Here is an 8,529-nt window from a genome sequence, read left to right on the forward strand (position 1 = left end):
TAGCAACAGGAGGTGTTGCTGAATATATATCCATGTTCATGGATTAAGTCCCCACTTGTTTTTAGGTGGGAACTAAATTAAGGCTTATAGGATCGCTTGGTAAGGCTGTGTTAGCCGGATGCTTACCCTTTAAAGGCAAAAACAGCCATAAAAATGAGCGCCTGTGGCGCTCATTGTTCATTTCTATTACAGACTGTGCTTGCACTTCAATGCAATTCCGAACACTCGGGTAAAAAACCAAGCAACCCGCAAAGTTTAAATAAATATTACTAAAAACCTGATTTAAACCAAAATCTTAACGCTCTCTTAACGCCTCTTGCGCTTTATTAAACGGTTTAATCAGATAATCTAACACGCTTTTCTGACCCGTTTTAATATCCACTGTGGCCACCATACCTGGGGTAATACTAAACTGCTGCCCTGCTTTATTGTTCAGTTTATCGCTATTGGTTTGAATATAGACCCGATAATAAAACTGGTCTTGCTTGACCTCATCCCGAATGGTGTCGGGTGAAATCACCGTGACTTTACCTTTGAGTCCGCCATAAATGGAATAGTCATAGGCGGTGACTTTAACCAATGCTTCCTGACCTGGGTGAATAAAGGCAATATCTCGTGGTGAAATCCGCGCTTCGATCAGCAGTTTTTCATCCAGCGGTACCAAAGTCATCAGCTTGCCATTTTGTGCCACCACCCCACCTAAGGTCATGACATTAATTTCTTTGACAATCCCGCGTACAGGTGACTTAAAGACGGTACGGCTCAGGCTGTCCGACTTACCCTTCACAATTTGTCCTTGCGTTTCAATGTCGGTATTGGCTTTGGCCAATTCTTCACGGGCTTTGACCAAATATTGGTTACGGACATCGTTCATTTGATTCCGCAGTTCATTGGCTTGGCGTTTTAAGCGTAACACTTCCACTTCACTGGCTGCACCTTTGGCCACCAATGGTTCGGTCATGGCCAGCTCTTGCTGTACCAACAGCAAAGCCTGCTGCAAACCCGCCAAAGACTCCTCTAAATTAAAACGACGAGATTGATACAATGCGGTTTCTTCACGTACCAATGCGGGATCTTTTAAGACTTCGGCAGGAAAATGCAGTGCTGTACCATTCACTTCGGCACGCAACCGTGCAGCCGTGGCTTGCGAGGCCAATAATAATGATGCCGACTCACCCACATTGGAGGCCAAACGGGTCGGATCAAGCTGTGCCAACACCTGCCCCTGTTGTACAATTTGTCCTTCTTGCACATTGAGCTTGGTTAAAATCCCGCCTTCAAGTGACTGAATAGTTTGTTCTTTAGAGGAAGGCACCACTTTTCCAGTGCCTGTGGACACTTCTTCAAGCTGGAATAACCACGCCCATGCCAACAACACAAACAAGCCTATGCCAATAATCCAAATAAATAAGCTAGCACTTGGCAAAGGCGGTTCAATGTGTGTCACTTTGTTCGGTTGCGAGGATTGCTGGCTCATGCTGTTGCCTCCGCCTGATTGGAAACTGACTGCTGCAAGATCTGTTGTTTACTGCCATCCATCACAATTTTTCCGTCTTGTAACACAATAATACGATCCACCAATTCCAGCACTGCACGACGGTGGGTGGCAATCACCAAGGTTTTTTGCCCCAGCCACGTGTGTAAATGATCAATCAATTGTTTTTCAGTGACATCATCCAAGGCTGCGGTCGGTTCATCGAGGAGCACAATATTCGGCTGACGTAATAACAGCCGTGACAAGAGTAAAGCCTGACGTTGTCCGCCCGAAAAACCTGCTCCACCTTCCAAGACCTGATGATCTAAACCTTCTTTTTTCGCCAACACAAAATCCAAAGCCCCTGTCATTTTCAAGACCGTTAAAATGTCTTGATCTGTGGCCAAGGGTGCGCCCAATTTAAGATTTTCCCGCACCGTTCCAAAAAATAAATGGGCATTTTGATTGAGCAAGCCCATATCACGACGCACATCGGCAGGGTCAATTAAACCCAAATCCACCCCATCCAGTTTAATTTTGCCTTGTACAGGTTCTTGCATGCCTGCCAACAGTTGTAACAGGGTCGATTTCCCTGCGCCATTGCGACCTAAAATTGCAATTTTTTCCCCTGCACGAATCTCGAGTTTTTGAATTGCCAAAGTCGCTTGCGCATCATCTTCGGCATATTTAAATAGGGTTTGGCTGAGCTCATACTGACCGTGCAAAGCTGCACGATGAATCAGATGGGCATGTTCCGCCTGATCGACAGGTTTTTTCATCAATTCATCCAAACTGGTTTTGGCCACTTTGGCTTGTTGCAAACGTCCCAGCACCCCCGAAATTTGGGCAATCGGCCCCAGCATCCGAGAGGATAAAATCGAACAGGCCACCAAGGCTCCCGTGGTCATATCGCCTTTCATGACTGCAAAACAGCCCACCAAAACCACAATGGCAAAGGTTAGGCCTTGGACTTTTTGCGTCCATGCGCCAACCACGCCCACCAATTTGCGCTGACGCATCGAAATCTCTGCCGAGACTTCATTCATATGGTTCCATTGGTTTTGAAAGCGTGCTTCGGCACGTAATAATTTAATATCTTCAATGCCCTGTACCGCTTCGACCAAGGTGGCATTACGAATTGCCCCTTCGCGCATACCTTCAGCAGCCAATTTCGCCAACGGTTTTTGAATCAAAATCCCTGGTAAAATCATCAACGGCACCACAGCCAACATCACCCAAAATAAATCGCCGCCAATTAACCAAAAAATGCCCAAGAACAATAAGAAAAACGGTAAATCGGCCACCGCTGAAATGGTGGTCGAAGTCACCAATTCCCGTACGCCTTCCAGTTCTCGAATTTGGGAAATAAAGGTGCCTGTGGACTTGGGACGTTCTTTATTTTTAATGCGTAGCGCATGACCAAAGACCCGATCTGAAATTTTCAAATCGGCCCGTTTGCCAATAATATCCGACAAATAAATACGGGCGACACGGATGCTAAATTCAAAGATCGCCGCCAACAATACCCCACCTGCCAACACCCACAAGGTCGGAATCGATTGGGCTGGAATCACCCGATCATAGACGTTCATGGAAAATAAAACCGTCGCCAAAGCCAAAATATTGGCCATTAAAGAGGCAAACATGACATCGATATAGCGTTTCCAATCCCGCAGGACAATTGACCAAAACCAGCTCGACTCATAGGGTTTGACATATTCATCAATCCGCACATCGGGGATCGATTTTTCAGGGCGTAAAATATAGACCTGTTGTATGCTGTGTTGCAGTTGTTGCAGCGTGAGCACTTGTGCCAAGCCTTGGTCACCGCTAAATTGTACGCTGGCATTGCCTGCGGCATCGAGTTTATCTAACACCCCGACCTGCCCATCGTGCATGGCAATGAGCACAGGTAAACGCCAAGGGTTTAAGATTTCGGGACTAAAGGCACTGGCTCTGACCTGTAGGCCAATTTGCCGCCCCATCAGAGTCACCAACTCATCGCTAGATGGGTTCGGGTTCCAGTCCAGTTGTAAACGTAAACGCTCTTCCGAAGCTTCAATGCGATAATGTTTGGCAATTGTTAAAACGGCTTGTAGCCAAGGCAGGTAGTGTATAGCGGTACTCATGGCTGAATCTCCACCCCTTGAATTTTAGTGTTATTGAGTTGGTAAAGATCACGGGAGCGCCCTGTGACATGAATATATTGAATTAAGCCTGCATAAATATCGTAACGGGCGGTTTCAATTTCTTGCGCTGCACTGTGAATTGCCTGCTCGGAATTTAACAAGTCCACCACGGTACGGGTGCCCAGTTTATATTGTTCTTGATACAGTTCTTTGGTACGGGCAGTGGTGTTTTTTCGCAATGCTAAAACCTCCATTTGCTTTTGTTTATTATCAATTTGCTCTCGAATCAAGCGAATTTGATCTAAAACATCTAAGTACACGCTTTGCACCTCGGCTTTGGCTGCCTGCTCGGCATACGCCGCTGAGCGTTGTTTGGCACGTAAAGCACCGCCTTGGAAAAAATTGCTGTTGGCTTCTAGCATGACTGAACTATACATGCCATCATCTTCATTATTATTGGGATTTTTTCCATTAAGTGCCTGATTTAAACTGCCTTTGACATAAATACTAGGGTAAACACTGCGTTTGGTTTCTTGGCTTTGGTATTGTGCCACTTGTACCGCAGCCTGTGCCGCCATCATTTTCGGAATTTGGCTAAAGCTGGGTTCTTCATATAACCCTGCATGACGAATCACAGTATCAGGCAAGCTCAGTTGTATATTGGACACGTCATAGCCCAAAAGGGTTCTTAGAGTTTGTTGATATTGCTTGAGTTGACTTTCTTGAATCAGTAAATTGGACTGCGCAGCTTCTAAATTGGACTGCGCCTGAATAGGGTCGGCCTGACTACTGATCCCTGCTTGCGCACGTAAATTGGCAATTTCGGCAATTCGAGCGATGCCTTGAAGTTGCTGATGCGCAATTTTAACAATTTCCCGATAGCGGTTGATATTGACGATAGCATTGGCGGTTTGATAAGCGATATCATCAATACTCACGAGCACATTGGCCTGTTCTTCTAATAATTTGGCTTGTTCAATATTGACCGCACTTTTAATTTTGCCAAAGTCATACAGGACTTGGGTTGCCGATAGGCTGTAAAGTTGTCTGCCCCGTTCACCTGTGGTTAAGTCAGCGGTGCTGATACCACCTGAAATTTGTGGATAATACTGCGCCTTAGCTGCATCGATATTTGCGGCTTGCCCTGCCAAAGTGGCAATACTGCGGGTGATTTCTGGACGACGTTGTAGCGCTTGTTGAATGGCGTCTTGTAAGCCTAGTTCGGCTATATATCTAACCGCCGCGGCATTTTTTGTGGGATGTCCAGTGGTTTGAGCCGTGCTGGTCACCACAGGCAACCGTTCTTGTAGCGACTGAATATCTAATGGAAATTGCTTAAACTGCTGCAAGTTGACTTGGTTTGCAGTTGCAGATTGCGGTGCGAATAGCTGCTGAATTCTATTTTTACTGGCATCAAAATAAGATGAGGAAGGCGCTGCATAAGCAGTGCTAAACGTGCTAGATATGGGTAAAAACAAGCATAACCATATCTTGGATTGGGTTAATTTCATGGTCTAAGTGTCGAATTTCTATTATGTTTACAAATCAAAAAAGGTATTGTACTGCTGTTGTTTATAGCAGCATTCCTGTCTATTTTAAAGCCATGTGTGCCACATCGATCATAATAAATTTACAATAAAAATCAACGATACAATTGATTCGCTAATGCCACATTTCAAGCTGCATTTAAAAACAAAGAAAAGCAGCATGCACCGCACACTGCTTTTCTTTAGCTTAGGACTAAATCAAGCCGTAGCTCAATCCAACCCTATGGATATTAACCAATAATAATCTGTTGATTATCTAATAAAGTTTGTAAATTTACATCGGCAGCTTTATGCCCTTCAAGTACCAATAGGTTTGCCCAATCATGCGTACCTACAGCACCATCACGATCCACTTTCACTGTCGCTGTGCCATTTACATCTTCGACTTTAATGTACTGCCCGATATCGTCTTGATTGACATCCAGTAATCCTTGGAAGAATCCTTGGCTAAACTCAATCTTGTCTGCCTCTGGATTACTAATCGTAGAGCCAAGAGTGAAGTCTTTCCATGTATCAGTCCCATTACCCGCAGTCGCGTCGGCAGCAACTAAAACATCATAAAGTGCTGTATCACTACCTAGCCCACCAATCAAGATATCATTGCCCTCACCGCCTACTAGCAAGTCATTACCTAAGCCACCCATAAGGATGTCATCGCCAGCACCACCATGCAAGATATCATCGCCTGCACCGCCCAGCAGATAGTCCTTGCCAGCACCGCCGTACAACACGTCATTGCCCGCGCCGCCGACCAGATAGTCGTCACCGCCTGAGCCGTAAATGGTATCGTCACCGTCGCCACCGTTGAGGTAGTGCTCAGCAAAGCTGGCTTCCGAGGTGCTGTCAGCACCACTGCCGGTACCTTGATTGATGTAGGTAACGGTTTGGCTAGAGCCATCACTAAAGTAAATAGTAATGGTAGAGCCAGCTAACTGATCTGCAAAGCTATTGTTTGGTGAAGTTCGGGTGTCGGTGTCCGCAGCAAAGTTAAATTCTTTGCCTTTGGTAAACTCGCCATCTTTAAAGTCGATGGTAAGTTTTTGCGGGGTTTTGTACAGCGAGCCTCCTTGGAAGTCGCTGATACTATAGCTTTTCACTAAAGCCGAGCCATTGATTGACTGATGACTAGGACTATCAGATTTGAAGGTACTTTGATTTTTATAATTTATCGAGCCGCTTGCACTAAAGTGAACATCGCCATTTGCTGAGTTATTTAAATCAATCACAACCTTAGTGATGCTTAAGCCAGGTTTACCGTTATCGAAATTGATAGCCCAACCATTTTGACTGCCACCCGTTTCGCCATTCACTGTAGCCACTACGTTAGTTGCATACATAACATCGTTACCATCGGTGCCATGTGTAAACAGGTTATCGGTATTTTTAATTGCAGGGTCTAAATCTGCGGTACTTGAGTCAAAGTCTAACACCTTAACAAGCAAGTCTTTCACGACGGTTTTTTCATCCCCGTTACTTGTTTCCTGGGTGGTGGCTTCAATTTTCAAGTTAATGCTGAGTTTACCGTCTGGCAAGTCTGCCGCCGTTAGGTCTGGATTAGAGATAAATACTAATTGGTCTAAATCCCAAATAATATTGCCTGCGCTATCCATCAGATTTAACTCAGCACCGTCTGCAGCAACAAAGGTATTGGCGCCATCGGTAATGGTGCTACCCTCTGGAATGTTGGTGATCTTCAACACAGTCAGTGTTTCTGAACCATCATTATCAATCAGCGTAACATCAATACCTGACAGCTTGATTGGGTTGCCGATAATCCCTTCATCAACTACACCAGCAGCGAAGTAGCCACCGGACTTTCCTTGATAATCAGCAGCACCATTTTCAACGAAAGTACCGACCTCAGCGCCCAGTGTAATTAGCTCTTCAGCACTGCCATACAAATGATAGTTATCACCTGTCAGCTCTTTAGAGGTGGCGGTGCTCCAATCTGCATCCACTGCCTTCTCAAGTACACTGATATCAAACTTACCTGATTTATTTAAGTTAGCGAAATAAGCTTCTATGGTGTAGTAGCCCGTGGCAGGTGGTATAAAACTGTTCACATAAATTGAGCCAGCACCAACGCCACCCGTAAATGTTGGACCATAATCCCCGTAAGCATTGCCCGTTGTTTGAGAAAGAACGTTGCCACCAATTTCAATAAACATTGAGTCGTCTGCATAGCCCTCAAAGCTATACTCACGCCCTGCTTCTAGGTAGATCAAACCAGTATAAGACACCGCATCGAATTTTCCATTGGCCACATCACTTCCTGTAAAGTTACCAGTGAAAACGTTGGCGCGTCCCGTTGAGTTAGCAGTGTTACCTTCCAATATTTGCTCAAGACGGCTTGAATCAAAAGTAGCCTTTTGGCTTTGAGTAATGGATATACCGTTATACATCTTGAAGATTAAACCCGTTGATGGCGGCGCAGCAGGTAGATCAACTGGCGCTGACGTACCACCTGTGCCACCGTCATTAAAGATATTGGCTTTCAAGTCAATATTCACGCCATCAGCGACTGCTTCAACATGAACCTCTGCCGAGGCTGGAATATTCCACTCGCCATCGGTCACGTCAAAGGTGATTTCAACCGATTCCTCTGCCGAGGCGTTGGCAAAGTTTTCCTTTGGTTTAAAGGTCCAAGTGCCATTGCCATTATCGGTAATAGTACCCAACGCAGGATCCACCTGAACATTAGTCACCGATAAGGTATCGCCGTCCACGTCAGCCGCATTTACGCCAGCCAAAAGCTCGGCTTCGGTAAAGGTGATTTCACCATCCTCTTGCATCTGCTCTAGCACATGTGGCTCATCAGATACGGTCGGTTTAGTGTCAAGCGCAGGCACCGTCATCTCCGTTAAGTCATCCAAGCGACCAGGTAGATCACCTTTTGCTTCGGTTGGAAGCTGATCAACAAGCTCTTGTGCAACTTGTTTCAGCGCTTCTGCTTCCGCAACTTGGTTACGTAAAGCAGCGCGATCTTCTGGGGTCACTTCATCTTGCTGTTCAGCAGTATTGATTGCACTTTTCGCATCCTCGTAAGCGTCTTCAGCTTTTTCAACTGCTTCGCGTGCTTCGGTGTAAGCTTCAGTTTCACCCACGGCAGGTACGTCGATAACAGGGTCAGTTAATGCATCTAAGCGATCTTGCAGGCCTTCTTGTGCATCTTCTGGCAATGCATCAACAAGGTCTTGTGCATCAGATTTTGCTTGTTCTGCATCAGTAACTGCTTGCTCAAGAGCAGTACGTTCTTCAGCGGTGATGTTGCCATCTTTCTCAGCGTCTTCCAGAGCATCTTTGGCATCTTGATAAGCTTTTTCAGCTTTTTCAACTGCTTCGCGTGCTTCGGTGTAAGCTTCAGTTTCACCCACGGCAG

The 8,529-nt window shown here is 45.6% G+C and carries 4 protein-coding genes; all 4 read right to left on the minus strand.

Going from position 1 to position 8,529, the window contains the following annotated elements:
• Positions 1–295 precede the first annotated feature (295 nt).
• On the minus strand, positions 296–1,477 hold the full coding sequence (locus FTT91_RS13705) for an HlyD family type I secretion periplasmic adaptor subunit (RefSeq protein ID WP_180169662.1): 1,182 nt from the start codon (positions 1,475–1,477) through the stop codon (positions 296–298).
• Positions 1,474–3,603: a type I secretion system permease/ATPase gene (locus tag FTT91_RS13710; RefSeq protein ID WP_180169663.1), complete on the minus strand. Its 2,130-nt coding sequence runs from the start codon at positions 3,601–3,603 to the stop codon at positions 1,474–1,476. The genes FTT91_RS13705 and FTT91_RS13710 overlap by 4 nt, the downstream gene beginning before the upstream one ends.
• Entirely contained in the window at positions 3,600–5,114 is a 1,515-nt protein-coding gene (locus tag FTT91_RS13715) for a TolC family protein (RefSeq protein WP_180169664.1), read from the minus strand. Before FTT91_RS13715 ends, FTT91_RS13710 begins: the two co-directional genes overlap by 4 nt.
• Before the next feature lie 266 nt (positions 5,115–5,380).
• Positions 5,381–8,529: cadherin-like domain-containing protein (locus FTT91_RS13720; RefSeq protein ID WP_180169665.1), on the minus strand; the 3,149-nt coding region annotated here is incomplete at its 5' end.

The organism is Acinetobacter sp. YH12021 (assembly GCF_013420145.1).
GTDB lineage: Bacteria > Pseudomonadota > Gammaproteobacteria > Pseudomonadales > Moraxellaceae > Acinetobacter > Acinetobacter towneri.

Excerpts from the sequence above, each read along its gene's own strand:
- FTT91_RS13705 (WP_180169662.1), bottom strand. The coding sequence starts at position 1,477 with ATGAGCCAGCAATCCTCGCAACCGAACAAAGTGACACACATTGAACCG.
- FTT91_RS13710 (WP_180169663.1), bottom strand. The coding sequence starts at position 3,603 with ATGAGTACCGCTATACACTACCTGCCTTGGCTACAAGCCGTTTTAACA.
- FTT91_RS13715 (WP_180169664.1), bottom strand. The coding sequence starts at position 5,114 with ATGAAATTAACCCAATCCAAGATATGGTTATGCTTGTTTTTACCCATA.